Annotated in this window: 27 protein-coding genes; 8 read left to right on the forward strand and 19 right to left on the reverse strand. The window is 61.6% G+C overall.

Features of this window, described 5'->3' with window-relative positions; genetic code table 11:
- Position 1: 1 nt before the first annotated feature.
- From B0G82_RS01025 to B0G82_RS01045, 5 genes are read right to left on the reverse strand one after another with little or no spacing between them, the layout of a single operon-like run.
- The gene (locus B0G82_RS01025) at positions 2-2,266 is read right to left on the reverse strand and encodes a transglycosylase SLT domain-containing protein (protein WP_121306393.1); all 2,265 of its coding nucleotides are present in this window, start codon (positions 2,264-2,266) and stop codon (positions 2-4) included.
- 7 nt (positions 2,267-2,273) lie between these two features.
- Entirely contained in the window at positions 2,274-4,430 is a 2,157-nt protein-coding gene (locus B0G82_RS01030) for a hypothetical protein (protein WP_121306394.1), read from the reverse strand.
- A gap of 3 nt (positions 4,431-4,433) precedes the next feature.
- The gene (locus B0G82_RS01035; RefSeq protein ID WP_121306395.1) at positions 4,434-4,955 is read right to left on the reverse strand and encodes a hypothetical protein; all 522 of its coding nucleotides are present in this window, start codon (positions 4,953-4,955) and stop codon (positions 4,434-4,436) included.
- A gap of 3 nt (positions 4,956-4,958) precedes the next feature.
- Positions 4,959-5,405 (reverse strand): GNAT family N-acetyltransferase, encoded by a 447-nt coding sequence (locus B0G82_RS01040; protein ID WP_121306396.1) that lies wholly within the window; start codon positions 5,403-5,405, stop codon positions 4,959-4,961.
- A gap of 3 nt (positions 5,406-5,408) precedes the next feature.
- Positions 5,409-6,890 (reverse strand): hypothetical protein, encoded by a 1,482-nt coding sequence (locus tag B0G82_RS01045; RefSeq protein ID WP_121306397.1) that lies wholly within the window; start codon positions 6,888-6,890, stop codon positions 5,409-5,411.
- 21 nt (positions 6,891-6,911) lie between these two features.
- Between B0G82_RS01045 and B0G82_RS01050 the strand changes: the two genes are divergently transcribed.
- Positions 6,912-8,099, forward strand: coding sequence for a site-specific integrase (locus B0G82_RS01050; RefSeq protein ID WP_121306398.1), 1,188 nt, complete (start codon positions 6,912-6,914; stop codon positions 8,097-8,099).
- Between the two features lie 462 nt (positions 8,100-8,561).
- Here B0G82_RS01050 and B0G82_RS01060 read toward each other — a convergent pair whose 3' ends face one another.
- From B0G82_RS01060 to B0G82_RS01080, 5 genes are all read right to left on the reverse strand, one after another.
- Positions 8,562-9,308 carry a YoaK family protein gene (locus tag B0G82_RS01060; protein ID WP_121306400.1) on the reverse strand — a complete coding sequence of 249 codons (747 nt, stop codon included), beginning with the start codon at positions 9,306-9,308 and terminating at the stop codon, positions 8,562-8,564.
- Positions 9,309-9,532: 224 nt separating this feature from the next.
- Positions 9,533-9,979 (reverse strand): hypothetical protein, encoded by a 447-nt coding sequence (locus tag B0G82_RS39950; RefSeq protein ID WP_181916775.1) that lies wholly within the window; start codon positions 9,977-9,979, stop codon positions 9,533-9,535.
- Between the two features lie 178 nt (positions 9,980-10,157).
- Positions 10,158-10,376, reverse strand: a complete 219-nt coding sequence (locus B0G82_RS01070) for a hypothetical protein (RefSeq protein WP_106280077.1) — start codon at positions 10,374-10,376, stop codon at positions 10,158-10,160.
- Positions 10,377-10,527: 151 nt separating this feature from the next.
- Positions 10,528-11,634, reverse strand: coding sequence for a methyltransferase domain-containing protein (locus tag B0G82_RS01075; protein ID WP_241974427.1), 1,107 nt, complete (start codon positions 11,632-11,634; stop codon positions 10,528-10,530).
- Between the two features lie 54 nt (positions 11,635-11,688).
- Entirely contained in the window at positions 11,689-12,720 is a 1,032-nt protein-coding gene (locus B0G82_RS01080; RefSeq protein ID WP_241974644.1) for an acyltransferase, read from the reverse strand.
- Here B0G82_RS01080 and B0G82_RS40345 point away from each other — a divergent pair.
- Complete coding sequence (locus tag B0G82_RS40345; RefSeq protein WP_241974717.1) at positions 12,682-12,819, forward strand: hypothetical protein; 138 nt, start codon at positions 12,682-12,684, stop codon at positions 12,817-12,819. The genes B0G82_RS01080 and B0G82_RS40345 overlap by 39 nt on opposite strands.
- A gap of 409 nt (positions 12,820-13,228) precedes the next feature.
- Here B0G82_RS40345 and B0G82_RS01085 read toward each other — a convergent pair whose 3' ends face one another.
- The 3 genes from B0G82_RS01085 to B0G82_RS01095 all read right to left on the reverse strand — a co-directional run bounded on the left by B0G82_RS01085 (position 13,229) and on the right by B0G82_RS01095 (position 14,771).
- A complete protein-coding gene (locus tag B0G82_RS01085) occupies positions 13,229-13,936 on the reverse strand; it encodes a glutathione S-transferase N-terminal domain-containing protein (protein WP_116119819.1) in 708 nt (235 codons plus the stop codon).
- Between the two features lie 226 nt (positions 13,937-14,162).
- A complete protein-coding gene (locus tag B0G82_RS01090; protein ID WP_121306402.1) occupies positions 14,163-14,384 on the reverse strand; it encodes a hypothetical protein in 222 nt (73 codons plus the stop codon).
- A gap of 195 nt (positions 14,385-14,579) precedes the next feature.
- Positions 14,580-14,771 (reverse strand): CsbD family protein, encoded by a 192-nt coding sequence (locus B0G82_RS01095; protein WP_012432185.1) that lies wholly within the window; start codon positions 14,769-14,771, stop codon positions 14,580-14,582.
- A 175-nt stretch (positions 14,772-14,946) separates the two neighbouring features.
- Between B0G82_RS01095 and B0G82_RS01100 the strand changes: the two genes are divergently transcribed.
- The 5 genes from B0G82_RS01100 (at position 14,947) to B0G82_RS01120 (ending at position 19,573) form a co-directional block, all read left to right on the forward strand.
- Positions 14,947-15,273: a hypothetical protein gene (locus tag B0G82_RS01100; RefSeq protein WP_121306403.1), complete on the forward strand. Its 327-nt coding sequence runs from the start codon at positions 14,947-14,949 to the stop codon at positions 15,271-15,273.
- A gap of 283 nt (positions 15,274-15,556) precedes the next feature.
- Complete coding sequence (gene dcm, locus B0G82_RS01105; protein ID WP_121306404.1) at positions 15,557-16,837, forward strand: DNA (cytosine-5-)-methyltransferase; 1,281 nt, start codon at positions 15,557-15,559, stop codon at positions 16,835-16,837.
- A gap of 57 nt (positions 16,838-16,894) precedes the next feature.
- Positions 16,895-17,341: a DNA mismatch endonuclease Vsr gene (gene vsr, locus B0G82_RS01110; RefSeq protein ID WP_121306405.1), complete on the forward strand. Its 447-nt coding sequence runs from the start codon at positions 16,895-16,897 to the stop codon at positions 17,339-17,341.
- Between the two features lie 162 nt (positions 17,342-17,503).
- Positions 17,504-18,007 (forward strand): YbhB/YbcL family Raf kinase inhibitor-like protein, encoded by a 504-nt coding sequence (locus B0G82_RS01115; protein WP_116142542.1) that lies wholly within the window; start codon positions 17,504-17,506, stop codon positions 18,005-18,007.
- Positions 18,008-18,115: 108 nt separating this feature from the next.
- The gene (locus tag B0G82_RS01120; RefSeq protein WP_116142543.1) at positions 18,116-19,573 is read left to right on the forward strand and encodes an MFS transporter; all 1,458 of its coding nucleotides are present in this window, start codon (positions 18,116-18,118) and stop codon (positions 19,571-19,573) included.
- A gap of 150 nt (positions 19,574-19,723) precedes the next feature.
- Here the strand turns inward: B0G82_RS01120 and otsA are convergent, their stop codons facing one another.
- The 6 genes from otsA to B0G82_RS01150 form a co-directional block, all read right to left on the reverse strand.
- Positions 19,724-21,160, reverse strand: coding sequence for an alpha,alpha-trehalose-phosphate synthase (UDP-forming) (gene otsA / locus B0G82_RS01125; protein WP_116119294.1), 1,437 nt, complete (start codon positions 21,158-21,160; stop codon positions 19,724-19,726).
- Between the two features lie 211 nt (positions 21,161-21,371).
- On the reverse strand, positions 21,372-21,584 hold the full coding sequence (locus B0G82_RS01130; RefSeq protein ID WP_106280061.1) for a hypothetical protein: 213 nt from the start codon (positions 21,582-21,584) through the stop codon (positions 21,372-21,374).
- Between the two features lie 151 nt (positions 21,585-21,735).
- The gene (locus tag B0G82_RS01135) at positions 21,736-22,011 is read right to left on the reverse strand and encodes a hypothetical protein (RefSeq protein WP_121306406.1); all 276 of its coding nucleotides are present in this window, start codon (positions 22,009-22,011) and stop codon (positions 21,736-21,738) included.
- A gap of 104 nt (positions 22,012-22,115) precedes the next feature.
- Positions 22,116-23,516, reverse strand: coding sequence for a sigma-54 dependent transcriptional regulator (locus B0G82_RS01140; RefSeq protein WP_012432176.1), 1,401 nt, complete (start codon positions 23,514-23,516; stop codon positions 22,116-22,118).
- Positions 23,517-23,823: 307 nt separating this feature from the next.
- The gene (locus B0G82_RS01145; protein ID WP_121306407.1) at positions 23,824-24,090 is read right to left on the reverse strand and encodes a hypothetical protein; all 267 of its coding nucleotides are present in this window, start codon (positions 24,088-24,090) and stop codon (positions 23,824-23,826) included.
- A gap of 46 nt (positions 24,091-24,136) precedes the next feature.
- A complete protein-coding gene (locus B0G82_RS01150) occupies positions 24,137-24,454 on the reverse strand; it encodes a DUF883 family protein (protein WP_116142547.1) in 318 nt (105 codons plus the stop codon).
- 372 nt (positions 24,455-24,826) lie between these two features.
- Between B0G82_RS01150 and B0G82_RS01155 the strand changes: the two genes are divergently transcribed.
- Positions 24,827-25,885, forward strand: a complete 1,059-nt coding sequence (locus B0G82_RS01155) for a sigma-54 dependent transcriptional regulator (RefSeq protein WP_121306408.1) — start codon at positions 24,827-24,829, stop codon at positions 25,883-25,885.
- Positions 25,886-26,067: the final 182 nt, after the last annotated feature.

Consider the following 26,067-nt stretch of genomic DNA (forward strand, 5'->3'; position numbering starts at 1 on the left):
TTCAGAACCCCGTTGCAATGAAGCAGTTGGCCGCGACGCTGAACAGCTTTGCATCGTCCACGGTAGCGGCGTGCTCGTTGTCGATAATCTCAAGCGCTGACGCGAGCGTGCCGTTATGCTCGCCCACGGCCGGGTCGGATGAATCCAGATGAACCGGCGTATCGGGAGCCTGCTGCGCCGCTTCGCGCACGTTGGACTCGACCGGGCTCACTTTCGAAGTTTCACCGCCTTGTCCGCTTGCTCCCACATGACCAGGCTGAGAGTCAGGCGCAAGGCGAGATGCCTCTGCGACTGTGCGCAACTGCTCAGCCTGATGGCGCGACTCCTCTTTTGCGGCGCGCCCAGATCGAAAGGCCGCGCCGTCCTCGCTTTGAGATCCGGTGCGCGCAAATTTCTCACCAATGACATGCTGTTCCAAGAAATCGTACGCCGCGCTTGCAATTCCCTGACGTCTGAATTTTGGCTTGACATCGACTCCTGTTACGCGCCACTCATCAAGTGGCGACCTGACATAGGAGACCGATCCAGCATCTTCGCCATCGACGGACATCTTGTATTTACCGCGGAAATCTCGATTCATTTCGAACTGAGTTCCGCTATCGCTACGCAAAACCGCCGATACCGGCTCCAAGGTATTTTCATGTCCCGGCATGGTTTCTGGCGAAACAGATACGACGCCCCCGATTTCCGATGCGCGGGCTGGCGCGGCAGCCGTCGCTATGTCGCGCTCGAATGCCTGATACGCTACGCGGCTCGTTGCATCTGCCGGGATACCGTCAGCGACGCTGGGAAACGATCCGCCGCTCATCTGGTTCGCCGCCAGCTCGAACGCATCCTGATGCGCGGCCATGCCTGCGACGTCCGTTTCCGGCAAAATGTTTGCGTCGTCAACCATATTCTGACCGTGCGACACGAGCGCCGCATCGACCTGATCGGGCGTCGCATTGAATTTCACGCTGTTGATCTGCTGCGTGGCCGCGAACCGGTCGTACTTGCGCAGATACTTGATCGTCTCCGGGTCGGTCGGCGCGCCGCCGGCGTGCACGGCTTCAGCCTGCTTCACGCCGCCGTTGTATTCAGTGATCGCCGCGCGCACGTCGCCGTCGTAACGCTGCAGCAGATCCTTCGCATAGGCGGCTGCGGCATCAATCGAATTGACCGGGTCGGTCGGATCGCCCTTGCCGAATTTGGCGAATGTTGGGTCGGTGAACTGCATGACGCCTTTCGCGCCCGCCGGGCTCACCTGATTGCTATTCGACTGCTCGCCCTTGTTCTTGATGAACAGCAGCATTTCGGGCGGCACGCCCGCAGCCTGCGCGGCCTGCGTTGCGTATGCGTCGAGTTGCGGCGCGTTGTACCGCAAAGCCTTGCGGGTATCGACCGGCAAATCTGTGAGTGGCACATCGACAGGCGCGGCCTTGGGCGCGGCGGCGGACGCTTCTGCCGTAGCGCCGGCCTTAGCGGCGCGTGCAGTACCGACCGCGTGCGCGCCAGCAAATACGCCGGCGACCAGCGTCGACGCAGCAAGGCTCGTCGGGTCGAGCGGGTCAATCTGATCGGCCAGGTGGTCATAGTTCGCGTTGCGCAGAATGGCCTTCTCGGCGACACCCTGCGCGATATTCATGCCGGGACCGCCGACAGCCACCAAGCCAGCCGTTCGCGCGATAGTTGAACCCGCAACCGGCAGCACGGCCCCGACGCCGCTCAGCGCACCCTCGACGGCGCCGACTGCAGTCCGCGTGCCGACATCGACACCTTGACGCTTCAGGTCTTCAGATCGCGCCATGCCGATCGATGCGCCACCGGCAACCGCGCCGCCGACTGGGCCGAATAGAAGCGTCGACGGCACCAGTTGGGTGAGTCCGCCCACGGCGCCCTGCACGATCTGATCCGTTGCGGTCGTGTTCGTCGGGTCCGGCTTTAGTGTGTCGGCAAGGTCATAGGCAGATATTCCAATCTGCGACTCGAACAGATGACCGGCTCGCTGCTTCGCGATTGCGTCGTTGATCTGCTTGTCCGCATCGGCCTGCGCATTCGGGTTGAGCGCGAGCGTGTCAGGATCGACGAAGATCTGCGACGCGCCGGCGACCGTGTCGGACAAGCCGCCGCCGAACTGAAGCGCGCCTTGGCCGAAGCCGCGGCCCACCGCGCGCGCAATCGAACTGATCGACGTCGACGGCGCAGTCTGCGGCGCCGGCACATTTACCTGATTCGAGCCGGCCAGATATTGGCTCGTCGATTCCGCGTAGAGGTCATCAATCGGCATATCGGCCTCAGAACGGGTTATTTATCTGGTCAGGCGATTGCGTGCCCGCCGCGGATGCCGGTGCTTTTGCCTTCTGCCCCAGCGAAAGGTGAACTGTTACGGGAGCACCAGTCGAGTCCTGAACGAACTTCGAGCCGGTCGCAACCGCGTATGTGCCGCGCACGCCGACGCGCACAAGCTGATAGCTCGGGAATTTCGCCATGAAGTCGTTGACCGGGATCGGCTTGCCGTTGGCATAGACCGTGTCGATCGGCTTGCCGCCGACCATGTTCTCGATGTTGCTGGCGTCGGCGTTCTTGACGCTCGACTGAAAATCGCTTTCTTTCCAGCCATACGGCATTGCGACGCGATTCGGATTGCCGTTGTAGCGCGTGCCGCCCGTTGTCGAGATACCGCCGGTAGCCGCAGCGATACCGTTCTGCAGGTCCGTGTCGTTCGGCATCGTGCGTCCATTGCGCGCGGCACTGCCAATCGCGATGTAATAGGCGCTTTCCTTGGCGTCTGCGGCCTGATCGGGAGGCATCGCGCCATCGATCGCGGTCGCGATCTTCGCGTGCATACCGGTCCCTTCGGCAGCATCGACCTTCACCGTCTTGTCCGTGATCGCCTGCTGGCCGGAGAGAATGAACGCACCGACCGGCTGGCCGGTGATCGTTGTCAGCGGCTGGCCGTTGCCGCCAGCAGCGCCAGCTTTCAGCGCGAGCGCGACGGCCGGGTTCTTTTCTTCCCACTGCTTCGCCAGATCGTTGATGCGCGGACCTTGTCCGAATGCACCGCCAATGCCGTTCAGCATCTGGGCCTGCGCATCGACAGGCAACGCGGTCACGGTCTTGAGCACGTTCTGCGCTTCATCCGGAGTCAACAACGAAACCTGACGGCCAGCGGCCTGATCGACGATGCCGGCCGCCTTGCCGCGCGCAGCGAGCGACGCGGTCAGTGCCGGGATGCTCGAAGTGTCGATCTGCGGCATGGCCTGAATCACGCCGCGGTCGAGCGCGGCGTTCCATGGGTCTTTCTGATACGCCTCGACGCTCGCCGTGTAGATCTGCTGCCGCTGCTTCACGGCCGCCGCGATCGCCGGATCAGTGCCGACGCCAGGCGTATTGGCGGCCTGCTGATCAGCCTGAATCGCGGCGCGCATCTGCGGGATCGGCAGAGTCGAGAATCCGGCATTCTTCGCCGCGCCGGCGATTAGTTCCTGAGTCTGGTTGGCCAGCGTCGTGCTCGTCGTCGCGTCGGTGAGCTGCTTGATGTATGCCGGGCTGAACTGCTTGCCCTGATTCATCAAATCGAGGCCTTGATTGAACGCACCGGCGGCCTGCGTCTCGCGCGCCTGCGCGGCAGCATCCGACTGGTTCTGCATCGCGAGACTTTGCGACACAGCCGTCGAGAGAACGCGATTGCGCGCGTTGGCGTCGAGCTTGCCAGCGTAGAAGCCATCCGGCGACGTCAGGTCAGTCTGCAGCTTCTGAAGCGCGGGGAGATCGCCATTCGCCCGAGCAGCGATCACAGCGGACTCAGCATGCGATGCATACTGACTGTCTGCCCAGTCCTGCGCCACCTTGTCCGCGGTAGGTTTCGGGATGCCGGCGGCGGCTGCGGCGCTGAGATACGCTGATCTCGTGCTCGCGACCGTCGAATCGATCGTGGACGGCGCAACGGCAATGCTCTTGCCTGCCGTGTCGAGCAGAGAATTGGCATTCGCTGCAATCTGCTGCTGCGAGTTCTTCGTCAGCGCTTCCTGAGTGCCGAGTTGAACCGTGCGAGTTACACCCTGCGACTGGATATTCGCGACGTTCTTGTAGTGGTTATCGGGCAGCGCACCAATAGTCGAGTCGTACGACTGCTTCTGCGCGTCCTGAATCGCGGCCTGATAACCAGTCTGATCCAGTTCACCGCTTTGCAGCTTCGCGCCGGCGTCGTGCATCGCCAATTGCATGTTGGTCGCATGCTGCTGGTACGCGGTTGCGGCCGCCGTGCGCTGCAGATCGTCGTTGACCTTTGCCTGTTGCTGGGCAAGCGTGTCGCCGATCTGCTCAATCTGCGCGCCAACGCCCTGTTTCGCCTGCGCAGACAGGCCGCCGAAGTCTGCGGAACTGGTCTGCACCTGCTGCGCGGGTTGGCTGATCGTGTCGCCCTGATTGCCGAGTGGGATACGCGCCATGTTTTAACCGTAGTCAGAAGGGTTATTGAAGGAGGTATCTGCGCTGCTACTGCCAGAGCCCGCTGCCGTCTTCCAGCCGCTTGCCTTGCTGGCCCCGCCGAGCGCACCGAGCGCCGACCTGGCGACACCCATCTGACCAGCCTTGACGGCGTCGGCCGCGCCCTGCCGTTCATAGAACGCCTGCGTTCGCTGGTTCGATGCGCGAGAATCGGCGTTGAGGATGGTGTTAAGCGCGTCCTGTTCGGTGTTCTGCGTGATCCGCTCGCGAATGTCGTTCGCAGTGCCTTGACTGACGTCAACGCCAGATGCGGCCAGCGATGCATTCGCCGCGCCAATGTTTGACGCGCCCTGCGTGCGAATCCGGCGCGCGGCCTGATACCCGGCCGACTGAGTCATATCGGCCGTCTGATCGTCCTGATTGGCCTGCATGGTGAGTTGCTGGGCCTGCGCAGTCGCCTGCTGCTTCGCCCCCTGTGCATTCACCACCGCCCCGCCAGCCTGCGCAACGAGTGCGAGCCATGCCATGTGTCACCCCTGATTCGAAAGCGCCGTGCCGACCCGATTCAGGCCGAGCAATCTATAAAGCGCGACCGTGCGCTCCTCGTCGATACCTGACGTCACACCGATATTCACGTTCACGCGCGGGCCGAGACTGTTCGCCCATTCCACGTAGGCGCGCATGAGCGAGAATCCGGCGAAAGTGCCGCGGTGCTCTGGCCACACGAAAACGCCGTAGTCGTATGTCAGCGGAAGATCTGAGAACCAATCCTGCGATTTGCCGCACGCCATCGCTCCGACGAGCTCGCCGTTGCGCTCATTCACGAAGATCGCGCCGGCACCGTCGATCAGCGCAGTGAAAAGCGTGAACACCTTCTGCTCGACGAATCCGAACGACGCAAAGCGCCCCTCTGCGACTAATGCGCGAGCCATGCGCAGAAGCGATGGCATGTCGTCGTGTGTGGCGAGTCGGATCATGGCCTAGCCGTTGTTGACGGTGAATTGACGGATCAGCGCGAGCACGTGCCACTTGTACGGCTGATCCTGAACGATGGTGATTTCGGACGAGTCGTCCCAGCCGAAATCGGAAATATCCTTGTCGCCGGTGAATGGCTCGGGCGCCTGATCGAGCACGTCGCTGCCGAACTGGCGAAACGCGATCGGCTGGCCGTTGACGACGGCGCGGATCGACTCGAGCACGCGGAGGATGACGGCGCCGGTACGCTGCTGGTTGCCCTGCGACGTGCCGAGGCCGCCCGATACATTCGGCGTCAGCGCAGTGATCTGCGAGTCGTAGTGCAGGCCAACCTCGATGGACGTCGCATTGCGCGGCAGCGTGATCGTGCCGCCCGTGACAGCCATCTGCCCCATGTAGACGCCGTCCGCCTTCACGTCGCACGTCTTGCCCTCCAGCGATCCAAACCCAGTCCAGACATTGACCGGCGTGGCGTTCGTGCCGAGGATAGCCGCGTCCGTCATGACCTCCGGGTCGAACTGCTCGACGAACTGGACCGTCACGCCATTGACATTGCGCTGGACCACAACGAAGACGAGGTCGGAGTCAGGGCCGGGAATCACGCAGACCGACTTGTATAGGCCGTCCGTAGTGTGCCGCGCGAAGCCGCACACGTTGTCGTCGCGGTCGTACGTCATCGATACCAGCACGCCGTCGCTGCGCACCATCCAGACGACAGGATTCGGCTCGGCCTGGAATGCCATATCGACGACGCCGGGTCCGGTGATGTGCGCGGCGAGACGCGTCAGATTCTGCGAGCGGAACGAATCGGTATTGAAGTCGTACGCCATCGACCGGATTTTCTTGCCGGCGCGCTGCGCATAGATCAGTTCGTTGGCCACGCGCACCGGGCGCGCGGTTGCGCAGCCGAAAATCGACTGGCTGCGCACGTTGATGTTCGTCGGCGTGACGCTGCTCGCCGAGCCACCATCGACGGTGAATTCCTCGCCTTGGGTCAGGACCGTCAGGATCTTCGACGAAGCCAGATGCTCGATCTGGTTGACCTGATCCGAAGCGGCCGCATACGAGAACGCATCGGCGTCGTCCGTGCCCGGCGTGAAGTCGAAATAAAGCCCGGTGCTGCTCGCCCAGATCGTTTCCGGGAAATTATCGGAGCCTGCCGCATACAGACGCTGCTGGTATAGGCTCACCGCGCGCGGGTATCCGTCGACAGAATTCCAGACAAAGGACTTCATCGACCAGCTATTCGCGGGGGCGGTGATCGTCGCGGTCAGTTCCTTTACGATTCGCCCGAGCGCATTCGAACCGTTGATGACCTGAGTGATCTCGACGAGTCCACCGTTGATCGAGACGTAGTTCCCGACGTCAGTGGCTCGCCATGCATCGCCGGCACCATAGAGATACATCGTGCCGAGCGTGCCGCCGGCGAGCAGACTGCCATTGAACGAGAACGTGATCGTTGTCGCGGTAGGTAACCGCCGCCACATTAACCTGGAGGCCTATGACAAATGGGTCGAAACGAGCAGTTCGAAGGGGTCTACGCGCGGGAGGCGTCCATCCTCGTCAGCTTCCAGTGGAACGGCGGCGAAGGTTCAAGCCGACGATTCCGCGAGCGCATCGCCCTTCTCCCCACTCTCCCGAATCTGCGCGCCGCAGCCCGCCTGAGAGATGACATCCAGGCGGCCATTCGCCTCGGCCGGTTCACGGTCGAGGACTTTGCCAAACACTTCCCTGATTCAAAATGGCTGAAGCAGCAGCCGGCGCGCACGGGCGACACGTTCAAGGACGTCCGCCAGTCGTGGCTGCGGCACGCCGAAATGACCCTGCAGGCGACCACCTATAGGGAGTACCAGCGCACGCTCGACCGGTACTTCACGAGCGTCTGGGAAGATCGCGATATCGCCTCGATCACCTTCGACGAACTCAGCGAGTATCTGGCAGGACTCGGCATCAAAAGCCCGAAGACCTTTAACAACGTGCTGACGCCGCTGCGGCGCCTGTACGCGCATGCAATCCTGACGAAGAAGGTCACCGAGGACATTACTGAGGGAGTGGACAGCAGGAAGGTGCAGCAGGCCGCGCCGGATCCCCTGTCGCTCGACGAGATCGAAGCCGTGCTCGATCACATTGCGAAAAAATACCCAGAGCCGTGGCTGAACTATTTCGAGGTCGCGTTCTTTGCCGGCATGCGACCGTCCGAGCAGATCGCGCTGCAATGGAAAAGCATCGATTTTCGCAGCCACAAGGCACGCATCGAAGCGGCCCGGGTGCGATCGGTGGACAAGGGAACGAAGACGCACAAGGTGCGCGACATCGACCTGCAGACGCGCGCATTCGAAGCCATGACGCGGCAGAAGAAATTCACCTTCATGAACGCGAGTTCCGGTTACGTGTTCCATAACCCTCACAACGACCAACGGTTTTTCAATACTGACCCGCCGCTATCGATTGTCTGGCACCCAACGCTGAAGGCGCTAGGCATCCGCGACCGCGACGCGCGGCAGACACGGCACTCGTTCGCCACCATGTGCCTGCACGCTGGAATGAACCCGGCATACGTGGCGCGGCAGATGGGCAACAGCCCGCGGATGTTCTTTGACGTGTATTCAAGGTGGATCGACGGGGACGCGAGTCAGCGCGAGAAAGCGAAGCTCGATGCCCTGCTGTCACAGGCTTCGAAAAAGCAGGCGTTGTGACAACTTTTGTGACAGCGGATGCAATTTAGCCCCAATTAACGCACGGTGGTAAAAGACTTTGCGCGCGTTAATTGGGGTAAAAATGTGTTGAGACAGATTCGATTCCTGTCAGGGGGACCAGATAGCGTCCCAGCATCTCCCAAGTTCGCGAATCGAAGATCACCACTCGTTTCGGTGGCCAACAAGAACTTGATTTCGCCAGCGAATAACCTCGGTGACGACTCACGCGCCGAGCTACTTTGCTACCTCGTCGTCGCGCAACTCGTGGCGATGGCCCGCGCCGGCGACTGGCTGCGCACCGATCACCTGGTTGAATCAGGGCGCATCTGGTGCAAGGCAAATGGAGCACGCTTCGATTGGCAGCAGCGGATCGCGCTCGGGCAGATAGCGGGTGAGCTGGGCGCAGCTAATGGAGACGTTCGGACTTACGCGGGAGCCATGGGCACCGTCGCTAAGTGCGCACTAGCAGCGCGTACCACGCACGTCATCGACCAGAGGCACAACGGCTAGCGTGAGCAGAACGATAGCGAGCGGCACGCTCGATATAAATCCGAGATATTTGAAACCGATGGCCCCCGCCAGACCGCCGGCAATAAACGAAAGAAGCAGCGAACCGAGCAGCGCAAGCTTCTGCTTGTCCGCCCTGACGGCCCCTTCCCCGGCAATCGACGGCGTATTCCAGTAGAGCATCTTGCCCAGTTCGATGCCGACATCCGTTACCAGGCCGGTGACGTGGGTCGTACGAATCTCGGATCGCGAAATCTTCGTGATCATCGCATTCTGTAGACCCATGACAAAGCACAGGACGCAGACGGTCGCAGGCACGAAAAGAACCCGATGGTGTTCAAGGTTGGAGCCCAGCAACCCGAAGCACAGCAGCAGAATTGCCTCGATCGCGAGCGGTGTCGCGTAGATGCTGTGCAAATCCCGCCGACGCCCCCAATTGATCAGGATGGCAGATGCAGCCCCGCCAACAAGAAACGAAAAAAGCGAACTGAGCCCCGAAACGAAAAGGCTTGCCTCCCCTAGCACCGCATTATCGGCCAGCGACGAGACGATCCCGGACATGTGCGAAGTGTATTGACCAACGGCCAGAAATCCGCCCGCATTCGCCGCTCCGGCGACAAATGCCAGCGACCGCCCCAAACGACGGTTGGTCACATCGGTCCGTTCCGGTGCAGTAAAGCCACGAAGATAGTTGATGGGCATGCTGAACGCTCAGTTGTGCCGCGTGTGCGTACCGTCCGTCGGACGGCCTGACGGCCTGACGGCGGAGATCGTAACATGCGTGAACGCGGCATCCGGCATCGCGTTTCGCCGCCGGCCAGAGGCGCGCAAGGGAAACAGAATCCCGAGGACCTTCCGGCCAGCTCGGCCGATCGCCAAGACGCCACCGCCGAACGCTCGCGTCGGCCCAAACGCAGACATCAACGTCAAACGCGCGGCGCGTCCTCGCGAACGCCCTCCCAATCACGACCGGACGCAACAGCCGAATTCCCCGAAAGCATGCAGTCGATGAACGTCCGCGCACGCTTCTCGGCATACCTGAACGCATCGACCTCAGACATGAATTCCAGTTGCTCTGGAAAACTTGCAACCTTTTGTGCGGGCTGACTGGACGAACTGATAGTCCAGGACACCTTGTACCGGCGTCCGACATTGTGCAAACACAACGTCTTCCCGGTCGTGACCTGAACGTCAATTTCGAACCCGCGATACGGTGCATAGGATTGGCAAGGCATGATCACTCTCCCGACGCGGCGGTCCGCGTATGCAGCCAAGGTCGCGCAACCGCCGTGCCCCAGAATCGAACGCCAGGGAAAACACCATTCGCGCTCAAGCCACTGCGCAAAAACGCGGGCAAAAAAAAGCCGCAGCAATGCTGCGGCTCAAAACACACACACCGCGCTCGGGGCGCTGATGTGAACTGTTATCTTACATACACCTATCGGCAAATATAACCAGGGATTTCGTATGATGGTTGCAATCGGCCGGCCATACGGTCGCGGCATTTCTGCCCGCATGGCGGCAACGTATACTTCCTGGGACCGTCGTCCGCTACTGCTCGATATACATGCGCCATTCCGGAAACTGCTCGAAGAAGCTTTGACTCACGTATATCTGATACAAGACCGGCGAACTACGGTCGGTCGCGGACCCAGGCTCGCTCAACACGGTCAGTCCGGGATCGATACCGGACACGCTCGCCCACGCAGTGAGATCGTCCGGCAGATCGGCCGCTTCCTCGCGCGGCACACGCAATTTGATCGGTTTCATGGCCTCTCCGATAAATGGTGAAGGATGTCTCAGCAAATATCACACAAAGAAGCGGTATTGCCATTGCCAGCATCTCCAGCGAAGGCGATCCGAGTCAATCGCGGGACGGCCAGGAGACGTGGAGAATTGAAAAGCAAGCCCACGCGCGCATTCAATACGATATGTTTCGCCCTTTCGAGCCACGCCCTCGAAGCCTGGTTACCGCGGCGCGCAACGGCGCCGTGATCCGCCACGACGTCGACGACTCCAGCGCCCTGATCGTCGAATCCTTCGAAGCAATCTCCTCCTGCATCGCGACAACTTTCTCCTGCATAACAGCAGCCGCCTCTTGCATCGTCACAACCTGCTCCTGTGTCGCCACAAACTTCTGCCGCGTTTCCGCAAGCGCTGTCTCGGCCTCGGCGAGGCGCTCCGCTGTCTCAGCATCCACTGGGGCGCTGTAGAACTCCGCAGTAGTGAGTTCAACGCGAGGCGGTTCCTTGCGAAGCACAATGATCATCTCTCCGCCGGTTTCACCGCGCGCCGGCACAAAATCGATGAGATTGAATTCGAAGAAACCCATCATCAGGATCGGCTTCAGGACTTTGGAAACAATCGTGCTGCTCTCGAAAACGTGGCTGTGAATGCCCACATGCGGAGGCGCCTGCAGCTTGTGCCTGATACGGTTCATATCGAGTTTATCGGCCACGTGCATCGGCTTGTTGACGAATGCTTCGTCGTAATAGATCTCGCATTCGATTTGATGTTCACGCGGGATGTCCTCGACACTCGCGACATACTCGGCCACGAAATGACTTAACGCCGTGTCCTGCCTGTATTTGTCGAAACTGAACTTCTTGTCGGGCAGGGCAAGAAACAGCACTGCGCCAGGCCGCATCATGTCGCATAGATCGGACAGCCATTGAATCATGTTGGGCGCGTGCTCCATCACATGATTCGCGATAACGTAGTCGAACTTATCGCTGATGTACTCGCCGTACCGATTCGAATGAACCACGTAGTCGATTTCGGGTATGTCGGCGATCATGTCCGGGTGCGTGCACTCCCGGACCAGTTGCTCCCTGTCTTTCCAGTCCAGATATCGCACGTCTGCTTCCGACTTGAACACGGTCGGCTGATCATACGGTCCTATCTCAAGACCGACTCCCGATAGATCGGTATGTTTCAGCAGATGCCCGCGGCGCAGCGTCGTAACCAGATTCATGAACCACCTCTCGGCGTTAGAACAGGCAACAGTGCAACTTGGCACGTCGTACACCGCCGCTTAAGCAATCAACTCGCGGCTGACTCCGTTTCTCGCCGCGGTGGCGACTCAGGCCATCGCCGCGCTTCTCCGCCACGGAAACCGCAATCGCATCGCCGGTTTTTCGACGGCAAACCAGGAGACCAACGTGAGCGCCATTGATATGACAAAAGTGATTGTCACCATGGCGATATTCGGGTGAGAGAAACGACCGAAAAATGCGCCCATCCTCTCATGCCCACCGTAAAGCATCGACTGCAGGACAACGTAGTGCCACAGGTAAAACCCGTACGAAACTCGACCGAGCCCAGCCAAAGGTGCGATATCGAGCGAGCGCACCAGCGCGGCCTGCTGCGCCGTGACGACCTTCGCAATAATGAGCGCCGCGGCTAACGGCGTAAGTGGGTAACCCCACGCCAGCAACGAAAAATCGAGTGCGTTTTCGCTCAACGTCACGATCAACAGAATGGCTACGGCAAGGGGCCATAACTTGCCGGCCCGAGCCGTCCATTGGCGCGGCATCACCGCCAGCAAAGCCCCCATCAGGAGTCCGTCGGAATGCGTATCGAAGCCACAGTAAATGCGCGCCATCGAAAGGTGCTGCGACATCAGAAACGAGCGCCACGCGATCACTGCAACCGCGAGGAGTGCGACTGCGAGCACGAGCCGACGTGGCCAGAATTTCAACACGCCCAACAGGATGAGCGGCCAGACGAGGTAAAACTGCTCTTCAATCGCGAGCGTCCACGTATGTCCCGTGAGATGCGCGTCGTAAAGGCCGAACGCGCGGACCCAGTTCATTACATAGAAGAAAGCGGGCAGGACTTCAAACTCCACTCTCAAAGAACCGGGAAACACCAGACAATAGAGCGCGACTCCGGCAAGCATCAGTAACAAGGCCGGGTAAAGCCGGCGAGCGCGCCGCCAATAGAATCTCGGCAAATCGATGCGGCCGTTACGGTGATGCTCCGCGATCAGCCGGCTCGTGATCAGATAGCCGCTCAAGACGAAGAATACGTCGACGCCGACATACCCGCCGCCCACGACGCCTGCGAGACCCGTATGCGCAAGAAATACGACAATGACGGAAAGCGCGCGCAAGCCGTCGAGACCGGCAATCCGGGTGTGTTGAATGTGACTCATGCCTGTTTGGAGAAGACGGGGCGGATAGCTCGCCGCGCGGGTATTGATAGCCGATAAGCTCTGAAACGGTTGGTAAGGATTCGGCTATGAGAAGTTCAACAAATCATCTCGCTTCTCCACGGCGCGGAAATGTTTTCGTTCTCGCTAGGCAATAGTCGTAAAAGCTACCTACCCTACGTAAAGTCACTCGAGGACGGCAACGAGCGCCGGGCGATCAGTGCAAATTACGCACAGACTTTCTATTGGTTAATCGAAAAGAACCGTTATGTCTCACCGCATACAGAGTGCGGGCGTTCGTCGATCACATGGTTGAGGACTTCGCGAACAATGATGACGCAGTCGACGCGCCGCCACGCGAACGACAGAAGACACAAAGGCAACGCAAGATTCACGCAAAAGAAATCGTGGCGGATTTAGCCTAATGGCGGCCGGCCGACGAGACTCGCAGCCCGGCCGCATGAATCGATTACGACGGACGCTTAGGAATATCCAGTCCCTTCGCCACGGCTGGACGTGCGACGAACGCGGCCAACACACGCGTCACGTTAGAGAAGTCCTGAATGCCGACGAGATCGCCTGCTTCATAGAAGCCGATCAGATTGCGTACCCAAGGAAACGTGGCGATATCGGCGATCGAGTACGCGTCTCCCAGAATCCAGTCACGTCCTTCGAGTTGCCGGTCCAACACGCCGAGCAAGCGTTTCGCTTCGCCGATATAGCGATCGCGCGGACGCTTGTCTTCATACTCTTTGCCGGCAAACTTGTGGAAGAAACCCACCTGGCCGAACATCGGCCCAATGCCGCCCATCTGGAACATCACCCACTGGATCGCCTCATAGCGGCCGGCGGCATTCTGTGGAATCAGCTGGCCGCTCTTGTCCGCGAGATAAAGCAGGATCGCGCCGGATTCGAACAGCGGCAATGGCTTGCCGTCAGGCCCATTCGGATCGATGATCGCCGGAATCTTGTTGTTCGGACTGAGCGACAGAAATTCCGGCGTCATCTGATCGTTGGTATCGAAGCGCACGAGATGCGGCTCGTACGGCAAGCCCGTTTCTTCGAGCATGATCGACACCTTCACGCCGTTGGGCGTGGGCAGCGAGTAAAGCTGAATCCGGTCCGGATGCTCGGCAGGCCATTTCTTCGTGATCGGAAAAGCGGATAGGTCGGTCATCTGACGGTGTAACCCTTGTGCGAATGCGGCGGCTGAAAAGAGAATCGGGCCTCCGCTGCCGGCCGGACGACCGGTGGCGAAGATCCCGACCCAGGATCGCCAAATATAAACCGACTCGGCGCAACGCGTGCGGGCGCGGCCCGACGCGTATATCGGCACTCAAGGTTTTACAGCCGACGTTACCGGCGGCGGCTCGCGAACGCGAAACGTGCGCGCTAATCGGCACTCACCACAGATCCTTGGTCGCGGCGCCGGCGCGCGAGTTATAACCTTCGCGCCACAAGGACGCGCCGACGCTCAGCAACAGCGTCTTCTGCTCGCCGTCGAGCAAGTCCCAAGCGGCCGCCAGCCAACTGGCGAAGCTCGCACAGGTCTGTTCCAGGTCGACGGGCGTTTTGCCCTCGAGGTATTGCCGTTCGAACATCGAAAGAACTTTTTCGGGTGTCATGGGCGCCGTCTCCGTATTTGGATGCGCCAAGTCTAAAGGCGGCGCACGGCATGCGGAATGCTCCCGACCCCAACCCCGGGTTACTCCCAGGCAAAATCCGCCATCGGCAGAAAAGTCCGGTGTGCGACGCAAAGGCATCGGCAAAAGGAAAAGGCGCCGCAGCGCCTTTTCCGTCGACCCCCGTCGCAAACCAAATTACGGCGCGTTGCGCTTGGCATTGTCCTTGGCGTCTTCCTTCGCGTCGCCATAGGCTTTTTGCACCTTGCCCGCGCCTTGTTGCAGATCGCCCTTGATTTCCTTGCCCGGGTTGTCCGTGGCCTTGCCGACTGCTTCGTTGACCTTGCCCTTAACCTGCTCAGCCACACCCTTCACCTGGTCCTTGTTCATGTTCGGCTCCACTATTTGGAATGCCGGCGCGACATTACGCCAGTATCCGTAGTGAGCAACGGGTGTGCCCGTGCCCGCGCATGGTTTGGTTTCCTCAGACCGTATCGCAAGAAAATATTTTCAAACAGGCCTAAAGTCCCGCTGCGGCGTGCCGTAAAGCTGCCAAGGAGGCGCCATGGATCGCACAGCCATCACCGTTTCGGGATCATCCCAAGCCGCTTTGATCGATCGCGACATTACCCATATTGCGCGGGTGATGCGGCCGTCTTTACACGGCGATCTGGGCGGCCCGATCCTGCCCGCCGGGTATTGGCGCAAGCGTCTGCACCAATTGCTCGACGCCGGCAATCTTTCCCACGCGCAACTGTGCACGGTCGACAGCCTCCTGCTCCAGCTCGATCAGTACGAAGCTGAACCTCAACTGGCCTGGGACGCATTGGCGCCGGCCTCCGCCGCGTTGTTCCCGCCGCCCTACCCGGCCGGCACCAGCCACCGGGTCTGACCGGCTGAGCGCCTGAACTCCGGTTCGTTCCGGGCCGGCGGCATTCCGTTTGCGCGATTAAAAAAAGGCCGCGAACCATGTCGCGGCCTCAACACGTCGCAACGCGGGGAATTCGCGTCACGTTATAAGCGTACACGCGCAACTGTGACAGCCGCATTTAGCCGTGGACTCGCCTGTGCAGTGTTTCAAACGTGCGAAATTTTCTGCCCAAGCTATGCAAAAAATAGGGAAATGGGACGACCTTAGGTCATAATGTCCGCAAAAATTCCCAGCAAGGATACCCGTGACCGTCGCCGCACCGCTCGCACTGCTCAAGCAAGCGCGCGCCCGCTTCACTCAACGCGAAATCGCCGCGCATGTCGGCAAGGACATCAAGACGGTACGTCGCTGGGAAAAAGGCGAAACGCAGTGCCCGGCGATGCTTGAACCGGCCCTGCGCGATCTGCTGCGAAACCGCGTGCGAACCCGCGGCAGCGTGGGCGGCGACGCTCAGTTCCGCTTTATCGACCTGTTCGCCGGTATCGGCGGGATTCGCATGGGCTTCGAGGCGCACGGCGGCGACTGCGTCTTTACGAGCGAGTGGAACGACTTTTCGACCAGAACCTACCGCGAGAATTACCCCGGCGGCGCTGAGCATGCGCTGATCGGCGACATCGTCTCGTTTCCGGCTGAAGACGTGCCGAGCCACGACGTGTTGCTCGGCGGCTTCCCGTGCCAGCCGTTTTCGATCGCGGGTGTGAGCAAGAAGAATGCGCTGGGCCGGCCGCACGGCTTCGAATGCACGACCCAGGGCACGCTCTTTTTCGATGTCGCGCGCATCATCGCCGCCAAACGACCCGCCGCGTTCCTGTTGGAGAACGTGAAGAACCTGCTCTCGCACGACAAGGGCCGCACCTTCGACGTGATCCTGCGAACCTTGCGCGACGAACTCGGCTACGAAGTGCACTATCGCGTGGTCGACGGCCAGCATTTCACGCCGCAGCATCGGGAGCGGATCATCATCGTCGGCTTTCGCGGCAAGACTTCGTTTTCGTGGGACGACCTGCGCCTGCCGGAAGAAGGCCCGCGTCTCGGCTCGATTCTGCATCGCACGGATGGCAGCGAGCCGGTGCTGCCGTGGGACCACGACCGTTTCTTCGACCACGCCGGCCGACGCGTGCAACCCAAGTACACCCTCACGCCGAATCTCTGGACTTACCTGCAGAACTACGCGGAGAAACATCGTGCGGCGGGCAACGGCTTCGGCTTCGGCATGGCTTATCCGACCAGCGTGACGCGCACGCTGTCGGCGCGTTATCACAAGGACGGCTCCGAGATCCTGGTCTATCAGGGCGAGTCGCTGCGCCCGCGCCGTCTCACGCCGCGTGAATGCGCGCGGCTGATGGGCTTTCCCGATACCTTCAGAATCCCGGTGAGCGACACGCAAGCCTACCGGCAGTTCGGCAACAGCGTCGTGATGCCGGTAATGCGCGAAGTGGCGCGCATCATGCTGCCGCACGTGCAAGCCCTGCTCGCCGAGGACACTCGCCATGCTTCGAAGCAAGCCCTCTCGCTCTACGCGTGAACGGTCAGTCGGTGTGAATAGCCGGCGCGTCGACCCGCTCTTCAAGCGCTAGACGCGATGGTCGACATCGTCGATAGCGCGACCCGCAGCCGGATGATGTCCGGCATTCGCGGCCGCAACACCAAACCGGAAATTCTGATCCGCAGCCTGCTGCATCGGCAGGGCTTTCGGTTCCGGCTGGATGCGCGCGATCTGCCCGGACGCCCGGACATCGTCTTACCGCGCTACCGCGCCGTGGTGTTGGTGCACGGCTGTTTCTGGCACGGCCACGACTGTCATCTTTTCAAATGGCCGCAAACGCGGCCGGAATTCTGGCGCGACAAGATCGGCCGCAATCGCAGCAACGACGACAAGGTTTGCGCGGCGCTGCTCGCCAGCGGCTGGCGCGTCGCGGTGATATGGGAATGCGCTTTGCGTGGCGCCAATCGCGATATCGAAGGTGTCTTGCAGCGGCTCGTCGAGTGGCTGAAGGGCGACGCGCCGAGTTTCGAGGAACGCGGCTGAAGGCCGCTTGTAGTCCGCCCGGCCCGCACGAATCTTCAGGCCGCTGGTGATACACTCGATTGGCTAACTCGGCGTACTTCCGCACGGCGCCCTGCCCTGCAAACCGGCCGCAAGACCGCACGCCCCGACCATCCCAGAACCACTCAAGAAGGGAGGCACACCATGGCAGATTTCCGTCTCTGGTCCGACGAATTTCCCACCAACGGCTTCATGCCGAAAGCCCATGAATATCACGACAAGGCCTTCGGCGTGGACGGCGAGAACATCTCGCCTGCGTTGCATTGGGAGGCGCCGCCCCCCGACACGCAAAGCTTCGCGCTCACCGTTCACGATCCCGACGCGCCCACCGGCAGCGGGTTCTGGCACTGGGTCGTGGTGAATATTCCGGGCGACGCCCGTTCGCTGCCGCGCAACGCCGGCAAGGCGGACGGCTCGCTGCTGCCGCAAGGCGCGCTGCAGGTGCGCAACGACTACGGCACGGTCGGCTTCGGCGGCGCCGCGCCGCCGCGTGGCGACAAGGCGCATCGCTACATCTTCCGTCTGCACGCGCTGCGGGTGCCGAATCTGCCGATCAACGCGGATACCACCAACGCGGTGGCGCGCTTCATGACGCATCTGAACGAACTCGACTCGACCACTCACACCGGCCTGTACGAACTCAAATAACGCGGAAGACGCGCCGGCCGGCGCGCTCAGGCTGCGCCGGCCGGCTCCTTGAAAGCGGCACGCGGCGCGCGCGAGCGGCGAACCGCCCCACTACAACTCGAACAATCGATGCACGCACAACCACCGCGCAAGGACAGCACCGACGGCACCATCGCCGCCGAAGCGGCCGACACACTCGCCCCCGACACATCGCTGCGCAAAGACACCGAACAAGGTTTGCCGATTCCGCAGCGCTACTGGGCGATGCTGGTTATCGCGCTCTCCCTCACGCTCGCGGTGCTCGACAGCGCGATTGCCAACGTGGCGCTGCCGACTATCGCGCGCAACCTGCACGCCAGCGCGGCCGGCTCGATCTGGGTCGTCAACGCCTATCAGCTCGCGATCACCATCTCGCTATTGCCGCTCGCCTCGCTCGGCGACCGCATCGGCTACCGGCGCATTTATCTGGCCGGGCTGATCCTGTTCACGGTGGCGTCGTTCGGTTGCGCGTTATCGACTTCGCTGCCGACTCTCGCGCTCGCTCGCGTGATTCAAGGCTTCGGCGCGGCCGGCATCATGAGCGTGAATACGGCGCTGGTGCGCATGATCTATCCGCCCGCGCAGCTCGGACGCGGCGTCTCCATCAACGCGATGGTGGTCGCGGTGTCGTCGGCGGTCGGACCGACCGTGGCTTCCGGCGTGCTCGCGGTCGCCTCATGGCCGTGGCTGTTCGCCATCAACGTGCCGATCGGCATCGCGGCAATCGTCGGCGGCTTCAAGGCGCTACCGATGAACCCCGGCCACGAATCGCCGTACGACTATTTGAGCGCGGTGATGAACGCGTTCGTCTTCGGCCTGCTGATCTTCGCCGTCGACGGACTCGGCCACGGCGAGGGATTCGGCTACGTCGCGCTCGAAGCGCTCGGCGCGCTGGTAATCGGCTATTTCTTCGTGCGCCGTCAGTTGACGCAGCCCGCGCCCTTGCTGCCTATCGATTTGCTCAGGATTCCCATCTTCGCGCTCTCGATCGGCACGTCAGTCTGTTCGTTCTGCGCGCAGATGCTCGCCTTCGTGTCGCTGCCGTTCATGCTGCAGGACTCGCTGGGTTTGTCGCAGGTGGAAACCGGTCTGCTCATGACACCGTGGCCTGCCGTGATCATCATCGCGGCGCCGATTGCGGGCGTACTGTCGGACAAGGTGTCGTCGGGATGGCTGGGCGGCGTCGGGCTTGCCGCGATGACGGCCGGGTTGCTGCTGCTCGCCACACTCGGCGCGCATCCGGACGCCATGCAAATCGCCTGGCGCATGGCCTTGTGCGGCGCCGGCTTCGGCATCTTCCAGTCGCCGAACAATCGCACCATGCTGTCCGCCGCGCCGCGCGAGCGCAGCGGCGGCGCGAGCGGCATGCTCGGCACAGCGCGCCTGACCGGCCAGACGCTCGGCGCGGCGCTGGTCGCGCTGATCTTCGGCATCGCGCCACAGCATGGACCGACCATCGCGCTCTACGTGGCCGCGTGCTTTTCGGCGGTCGCCGCAGTGATCAGCACGATGCGCGTCATGCATCGTGCCAATGTCCAACCGGCCTGACTGAGACCAGCGCAAGGGATTTTCTCAGCCGCACGAACGCAAAAAGGGCGCGGCTCACGTTGTGCGAGCCACGCCCTGCGCTCCTACTTTCACACCGTCAATCAGATGACGTGACCCGCACACGCGGCTCTAACGCTAGCCGCGCGACCGTTACTCCGGCAACGACGACGCGGTCACGTCAGCGCGCTTTACCGCTTTGGCCGCCACCGACGATGCCGTCGCGACGTTGCGCAAATCCGCGAGGAAGGTGTCGCGCCACACCGACAGATTATTCTCGCGCATTGGCGCCATCATGTCGGCATGACGTGCCTGACGCTCGGCGAGCGGCATGGAGAGCGCGCGTTCCAACGCCTCCGCCATTTGCGACAGATCGAACGGATTGACGACCAGCGCGCCAGGCAGCTGCTCGGCCGCGCCGGCAAACTGCGACAGCACGAGCACGCCCGGGTCAGCCGGATCCTGTGACGCCACGTACTCCTTTGCGACGAGATTCATACCGTCGCGCAGCGGCGTTACATAGCCGACCTGGGACTGGCGGAAAAGCGCCATCAAAAGATTGCGTTCGTATTTGCGGTTCAGGTACTGGATTGGCGTCCAGTCGAGTTGCGCAAAGCGACCGTTGATGCGGCCCGCTTCGCCCTCGAGCGTCTGACGAATCCGCTGGTAGGTCGTCACGTCGGCGCGCGTTGGCGGCGCGATCTGCACGAGCGACACGCGACCGTGCCAACCCGGCGCGTTCAGCAACAACCGCTCGAACGCCTGGAAGCGCTCCACCAGACCCTTCGAATAATCGAGGCGGTCGACGCTCATGATCAGCTTGCGTCCGCGCATGCCGTCGCGCAGGCTGCGCACCGGCTTACGGTCGGTGAACTGCTCGGCGGCCTTGGCGATCGCGTCCGGATAGATCCCGATCGGATACGCGCCCACCTTCAGGAAGCGGTTATACGCGTGCACCATGCCGTCTTCGCTGGAGGTGCCGTGCTGGCCGCGCTCGATAAAGTCGACGAACGACTGGCGATCCGCATCAGTCTGGAAGCCGATCACGTCGTAGCTGCACATGGCCTTGACCAGTTCTTCGTGCGGCGGAATCGTGCGCAGCACTTCCGGCACCGGAAACGGAATATGCAGGAAGAAGCCGATCGGGTTCTTCACGCCGAGTTCGCGCAGGCAGCGCGCGAACGGCAGCAGATGATAGTCGTGAACCCAGATGATGTCGTCGGGCTTGAGCAGCGCCTTGAGCTGCTTGGCCAGCGTCGCGTTGACGCGTTGATAGCCCGCGTATTCCTGCCGGTCGTAGCGCGACAGGTCATTGCGATAGTGGAACGTCGGCCACAGCGTCGCATTGGAAAAACCGCGGTAATACTGGTCGTAGTCGCGCTTGGTCAAGCCCACCGTCGCATACGTCACATTGCCTTGTTTTTCTATCACCGGAGCGCTGGGCTCACTCACCGTCTCGCCGCTCCAGCCGAACCAGACCCCGCCGCTTTCCTTCAGCGCGTCCAGCACGCCGATAGCGAGACCGCCCGCTGCGGGACGGCCTTCCTGAGTCGGCGCGACACGATTCGATACCACGATCAGTCTGCTCATTGGTGCTCCACCTAGTTCAGTTGTTTCGTTGCATACGGATATGTGTCGAAAAGATGCATGCAAGTCGCGTGCCGTTTTTAACAGTCGCAGAAATAAAAATGTATGCAAATGTGACTGACGAGCAAAAACGCGCGGCGCCACCCGGCCGCGAAGAAATTTTTTCTGCTTTGTATGACGAAACCGGAAGGCCTCTTACCGGTCGTCAATCGGCTCAGGCGTCCTGTTCCGAGCCGAGGTCGCGCTGGTACTCCAGCCCTTCCTGACGCACGCCGCCCTGGTTGTGCTCGCCGTCCGGTGGCGCGTCGGGCGCGATGCGGTTCTGCCCTGCGGGATCGTGCAATTCAGGCGGACTCTCCTTGGTGCCGGCCGGCCGGGAGTCGCGCTTCGAATGGCGCGCTGAACGTCGCAATGCTGGATGTCTCATGATCCATGCCTCCACGGGAAGCCCGCCGCCAGATTGGCGGCACCAATACAGTCTAGGGGTCGCGACGGTAAATTGCCGGTAAAAGATGCGCCAGCTTTGTAACAAATACATAAATTCGGCGCGTCAGACTGCGGCGCAACCGAAGAACGCGTCAGAGTTGCATACGTGGCGTCTGCGACGCCTGACGTTGACCGGCTTGTGGCGTTTGGGTCGGCTGCGGCGGCGGATCGCCGATCGGCGGAGCGACAGGCTCGATCGGTTCGATCGGTTGCGGACTCGGATCGGGACTGGGACCTGGAACCGGAACGGTGTCGGGTTCGCCAGGACTCGGCGGCGCAATCGGAGGCGGCGACGGCGGCTCGATCGGCTCGGGCCGATGAGCCTGAATCGGAAGGGGAAGCGCGGGGGCGGCAGCGTAGTCCGGCATATTGTTTATCCTCGTTTGCGTTTCACTGGTTCGCAGCAAGGCTTGTGCCGTTACGGTTGCGCCCCCGGCTGGCTGCGCCGGGTGTGCCAGCAGCGCTGGCCGCGTTAAGCGTCCGCGCCGCCCAGTGCGCGCGACTCGTCGGCGGCGTCGCCGTCCTCACGTGCGTCGTTGCCGTATTCGACGAGGCGGTTATACAGCGTCTTCAAGCTGATGCCGAGAATCTCGGCGGCTCGCGTCTTCACGCCGCCGCACTGCTCAAGCGTGGCCAGGATCAGTTGACGATCCGCTTCGGCGAGCGACGTGCCGAATGGAATCGTGATCGCCGTACCGGCCGCGGGCTTCGACAGCGTGATCTGCAGCGGCACCGTTGCCGTGCTGTCCGAATCCGCACCGGACATGATGTGCGCGCGCTGCACGTAATTCTTCAATTCGCGCACATTGCCCGGCCACGGATAGGACATCAGCATGTCCTTCACGGCTGCGGGGAAATGCTTCTTCGTGCTGTGGCGTTCGTTGAGTTCGTCGAGGAAAGCCTGGGCCAGCAGCTCCACGTCCTTGCCCCGCTCGCGCAACGGCGGCAGGCTGATCGGAAACACGTTCAACCGGTGGTACAAGTCGAGCCGAAGCTTGCCTTCCAGCACGGCCTGCTCGGGATCGCGGTTGGTCGCCGCAATCAGGCGCACGTCCGTTTCGATTTCCTTGGTCGTGCCGACCCGCATGAACATGCCGGTTTCCAGCACGCGCAACAACTTCACCTGCAACTCGATCGGCATCTCGGTGATTTCGTCGAGGAACAGCGTGCCGCCGTTCGCGCGCTCGAAATAGCCCTTGTGCTGACGATCCGCGCCGGTGAACGAGCCGCGCTCGTGGCCGAACATTTCCGATTCGATCAGGTTCGGCGAAATCGCGCCGCAGTTAACCGCAAGGAACGCGTGCTTGCGACGCAAGCTGAGCTGGTGCAGCGTCTGCGCGGCGACTTCCTTGCCGGTGCCCGACTCGCCCACCAGCATGACCGAGGCCGCCGTCGGCGCGACGCGGCCGATCTGGTCGTACACCTCCTGCATGGCCGGCGAATTGCCGAGCATCAGGCCGAAGCGGCCCATGCGGCGCAGTTCCCCGCGCAACGTGCCGATTTCCGCCTTCAGGTCGCCGGCGCGCGGCAAGCGCGAAAGAATCGCCTTGACGCGCTGCATGTTGATCGGCTTGACCAGATAATCGGTCGCGCCCATCTTTAGCGCGTTGACGGCCGACTCCACCGTGGCATGGCCGGTAATCACGATCACTTCCACGCCGGAGCGCGGATCCAGATCTTCGAACAGGTCGACCCCGCTGCCGTCCGGCAGCTTCAGGTCCGTAAAAACGACGTCCGGCATCTGCCGGACCAGTTGAATGCGCGCTTCGCGCAAATCGCCCGCGGTGGCGGTGGTCAGGCCGTCTTCCCCGATGATGGCGGAAAGTGCCTCGCGGGTACCGGCATCGTCATCGACAATCAGTACATGTGGCATCGCGTCTCGAAAGCCTGCAAGCGTGGGTGTGGGAAAACATGCAAAGGCGCATGTTGAAATGCGTGCCGCCGACCTGTCGCCTGGCCGTTGCCGCGGGCGCTAATGTGAGCACCCACCAACTCCAACCCAACGTGCCAAGCCGGACGACTTGATTCAATCTTGCAACAATATGAGGGCAAACCCGCCTGCCCAAACCGTCATTGTTGTTTATTTACCTATTATACGGCTTTACGGAGACAAATTAGCGATGCATACCGGGCGCCGCCCGTCCTTGCGGCGAGCCGGCGATGCAGTGCGGACAAGTGGCTCAACTACGCGGGAACGGCCAAGGGCCGCCGTTGCCGTTCGGGTAAGCGGAGCCGTTGGCGCCATGCGCGCTCGGGCTTGCGCTACCCGCCGTAGTTGCCTGATTGGCGGTCGGCGCCGCGACCGTACCGCCCTCGTTTTCCCAACGATTCAACTCGCGCGCCACCGGGACTTGCGCGGCGCGGTTGCGCTGCTGCACGTAGCGCACTGCCAGAAAGCCGCCGAGCGCCATCAGTGCGCCGAAGATGCCGATCTTGGGTCGTGCCATCGTGAACTCCTTGTCGTCATGAAGCGGATTAAAACTGGGAAGCGCCTTAGCGCGCGGTGAGCACGCCGAGTACAAAGCCGACGCCCGCGGCAATGCCGATCGAACGCCACGGGTTGTGCCGCACGTAGCGTTCGGTATTGATGGTGGCGGCTCGATAACGCCGTTGCGCATTCTGCTGTGCGTCGCCAAGCGCCGATTGCAGCGTCTCGACATGCGTGCCGAGTTTGTCGCGCAACACGCCGACGCCTTCGCCCGGCACATTGGCGGCAAGGCGCAGCATTTCTTCCGAGTCCTTCAGCAGCACTCGCAGATCCTCGACAATCTTCTGGCCGCCGAGTGCAAGCTGTTGCGTGGTGTCAGTCATCATTCACTCCTGGTCTGAGTTCGGCGTTGCGTGTGCGTTCCGGCGAGTGCGCATAACGCTGCAAATTGGCGAATGCCGATCGCCGCCGTAGCACAACATATGCCATGCGATCGCATGAAAAAGCACACGCGTGTCGGATCGGTCGCGCAAACGCCGTGCCCGGTAATTTCGCCTTGCTCGTAGCAAGCAAACCCCAAGTGGGGCACTTTCGACCGATCGGACGTCCATGCAGTTTTCCAACCCTCAGATCGTTTGCCGAAAACGGTGCCAAAGTGGTTAAATCAATGTTTGAGAGATAGCGGCCTCGCTGGTTAATCTCGTTCCAGGCCTGCGCGCCGTAACAACACATTCATTTGCACAGGACCCCCGTTTATGGCGTCAATCGACCTCGCCTCGCCCACCGTCACCGGCGGAGGCAATGCTTCGGCAATGGCGAAGCAGCGCGTCGCGGACGGCATCGTGGGACTCAAATCGTACGGCTTGCTGTATGGCTCGTCGCCGGTGATGCTGGATCTATACCAGCAGATCGAGCGCGTCGCGGGCACTGACGCGACCGCGTTGATCATCGGCGAATCGGGCACCGGCAAGGAACTGATCGCCCGCACGATTCACGATCAAAGCAACCGCAAGGATGCACCGTTCGTCGCGGTGAATTGCGGCGCGATTCCCGACGAACTCATCGAGGCCGAACTGTTCGGCCACGAGAAAGGCAGCTTCACGGGCGCCGTCCAGGGCCGCGTCGGCTACTTTGAACACGCGAACGGCGGCACGCTGTTCCTCGACGAAATTACCGAGATGGCGCCGGTCCGTCAGGTCAAGCTGCTGCGTGCGCTGGAAACCGGCACCTTCTATCGGGTCGGCGGCAATGACCTGATCAGCGGCAACGTGCGCGTGATCGCCGCGACCAATCGCGACCCCGCGGTGGCCGTCAAGGAAAACGGTCTGCGTGAAGACCTCATGTACCGGCTCGCGGTATTTCCGCTGCGCGCGCCGCCGCTGCGCGAGCGCGAGAACGACCGCGAACTGCTCGCGCAACACTTCCTCGCGCTGCTGAATCAGCAGGAAGGCACGAGCAAAAGTTTCAGCAAGCGCTCGATTGAAACGCTGCGCACCTGGTCATGGCCGGGCAACGTGCGCGAGTTGAAGAACGCGGTCTATCGCGCATTCATTCTTGCGGAAAAGATCGTGGAGTTGCCGCACCCGCATCTCGCGTCGCGCGTGAAAAAGCCGACGACGCAGGGCGACGCGATGAGCGTATGGATCGGCACGCCGCTCGCCGACGCGCAAAAGCAGATCATTCTCGGCACGCTCAAATATTGCGGCGGCGACAAACGGCGCGCGGCCAAAGCGCTCGGCGTGAGTCTGAAAACCTTGTACAACCGCTTGAGCGCTTACGGCGACGAACGCGCCGAAGAAGACCCCGACCAATAAACTTATGCCGCGGCACTCATGGAGTGAAGCGGCGTGAGTGCGTGCCTCGCGTGCCGGATTGATTGGCTGCGCGCGGACTTCAACGGCTGGCCAACCGCTGCAAGAAAGCGCGCTTCGTGCGCCTTGAAAAGCAAGTCAAATCCGTTCGCACCGCCAATCAAAATGGGTTCTGCCCAAACAGA

Origin of the sequence: Paraburkholderia sp. BL17N1, assembly GCF_003634175.1 — a bacterium.
Lineage (GTDB): Bacteria > Pseudomonadota > Gammaproteobacteria > Burkholderiales > Burkholderiaceae > Paraburkholderia.

Bases quoted from the DNA above. Each gene is read 5' to 3' on its own strand.
- B0G82_RS40345 (WP_241974717.1), top strand. From the start codon at position 12,682: ATGCGCAAGAAATACGACAATGACGGAAAGCGCGCGCAAGCCGTCGAG.
- B0G82_RS01035 (WP_121306395.1), bottom strand. From the start codon at position 4,955: ATGGCATGGCTCGCACTCGTTGCGCAGGCTGGCGGGGCGGTGGTGAAT.
- B0G82_RS01150 (WP_116142547.1), bottom strand. From the start codon at position 24,454: ATGACTGACACCACGCAACAGCTTGCACTCGGCGGCCAGAAGATTGTC.
- B0G82_RS01145 (WP_121306407.1), bottom strand. From the start codon at position 24,090: ATGGCACGACCCAAGATCGGCATCTTCGGCGCACTGATGGCGCTCGGC.
- B0G82_RS01085 (WP_116119819.1), bottom strand. From the start codon at position 13,936: ATGACCGACCTATCCGCTTTTCCGATCACGAAGAAATGGCCTGCCGAG.
- B0G82_RS01090 (WP_121306402.1), bottom strand. From the start codon at position 14,384: ATGACACCCGAAAAAGTTCTTTCGATGTTCGAACGGCAATACCTCGAG.
- B0G82_RS01070 (WP_106280077.1), bottom strand. From the start codon at position 10,376: ATGAAACCGATCAAATTGCGTGTGCCGCGCGAGGAAGCGGCCGATCTG.
- B0G82_RS01060 (WP_121306400.1), bottom strand. From the start codon at position 9,308: ATGCCCATCAACTATCTTCGTGGCTTTACTGCACCGGAACGGACCGAT.
- otsA (WP_116119294.1), bottom strand. From the start codon at position 21,160: ATGAGCAGACTGATCGTGGTATCGAATCGTGTCGCGCCGACTCAGGAA.
- B0G82_RS01045 (WP_121306397.1), bottom strand. From the start codon at position 6,890: ATGTGGCGGCGGTTACCTACCGCGACAACGATCACGTTCTCGTTCAAT.
- B0G82_RS01095 (WP_012432185.1), bottom strand. From the start codon at position 14,771: ATGAACAAGGACCAGGTGAAGGGTGTGGCTGAGCAGGTTAAGGGCAAG.
- B0G82_RS01140 (WP_012432176.1), bottom strand. From the start codon at position 23,516: ATGCCACATGTACTGATTGTCGATGACGATGCCGGTACCCGCGAGGCA.
- B0G82_RS01040 (WP_121306396.1), bottom strand. From the start codon at position 5,405: ATGATCCGACTCGCCACACACGACGACATGCCATCGCTTCTGCGCATG.
- B0G82_RS01120 (WP_116142543.1), top strand. From the start codon at position 18,116: ATGCACGCACAACCACCGCGCAAGGACAGCACCGACGGCACCATCGCC.
- vsr (WP_121306405.1), top strand. From the start codon at position 16,895: ATGGTCGACATCGTCGATAGCGCGACCCGCAGCCGGATGATGTCCGGC.
- B0G82_RS01115 (WP_116142542.1), top strand. From the start codon at position 17,504: ATGGCAGATTTCCGTCTCTGGTCCGACGAATTTCCCACCAACGGCTTC.
- B0G82_RS01100 (WP_121306403.1), top strand. From the start codon at position 14,947: ATGGATCGCACAGCCATCACCGTTTCGGGATCATCCCAAGCCGCTTTG.
- B0G82_RS01130 (WP_106280061.1), bottom strand. From the start codon at position 21,584: ATGAGACATCCAGCATTGCGACGTTCAGCGCGCCATTCGAAGCGCGAC.
- B0G82_RS01135 (WP_121306406.1), bottom strand. From the start codon at position 22,011: ATGCCGGACTACGCTGCCGCCCCCGCGCTTCCCCTTCCGATTCAGGCT.
- B0G82_RS01025 (WP_121306393.1), bottom strand. From the start codon at position 2,266: ATGCCGATTGATGACCTCTACGCGGAATCGACGAGCCAATATCTGGCC.
- B0G82_RS01050 (WP_121306398.1), top strand. From the start codon at position 6,912: ATGGGTCGAAACGAGCAGTTCGAAGGGGTCTACGCGCGGGAGGCGTCC.
- B0G82_RS01030 (WP_121306394.1), bottom strand. From the start codon at position 4,430: ATGGCGCGTATCCCACTCGGCAATCAGGGCGACACGATCAGCCAACCC.
- B0G82_RS01155 (WP_121306408.1), top strand. From the start codon at position 24,827: ATGGCGTCAATCGACCTCGCCTCGCCCACCGTCACCGGCGGAGGCAAT.